Genomic DNA, 249 nt, shown 5'->3' with positions numbered 1-249 from the left:
CCACATGACCCTTACGGGCATGAAGAAACACGTCGGTGTCTTGGAGCAAGCGGGGCTCGTCAGCACGGAAAAGGTCGGGCGTGTGCGGACCTGCAAGCTCGGCCTGCGCGGGCTGGAGCAAGAGGCGGCATGGATCGAGAGGTACAGCCAGCTCTGGGACGCACGCTTCGACGGGTTGGACAAGGTGGTCGAGGAACTGAAACGAAAGGAGAAGGTCGATGGACGCAAGCAAAGCGAGTGAGGCCACAC

The 249-nt window shown here is 61.4% G+C and carries 1 pseudogene; it reads left to right on the top strand.

The annotated features are described in order from the left end of the window. Window positions 1–241: pseudogene (locus P9236_RS30745) on the top strand (ArsR family transcriptional regulator); the annotation flags it as partial. Between the last annotated feature and the right edge of the window lie 8 nt (window positions 242–249).

The sequence above is a fragment of the Mesorhizobium sp. WSM4884 genome (genome assembly GCF_029625675.1).
In the GTDB taxonomy this organism is placed as follows: domain Bacteria; phylum Pseudomonadota; class Alphaproteobacteria; order Rhizobiales; family Rhizobiaceae; genus Mesorhizobium.
This window is presented reverse-complemented; position numbering and strand designations above follow the sequence as displayed.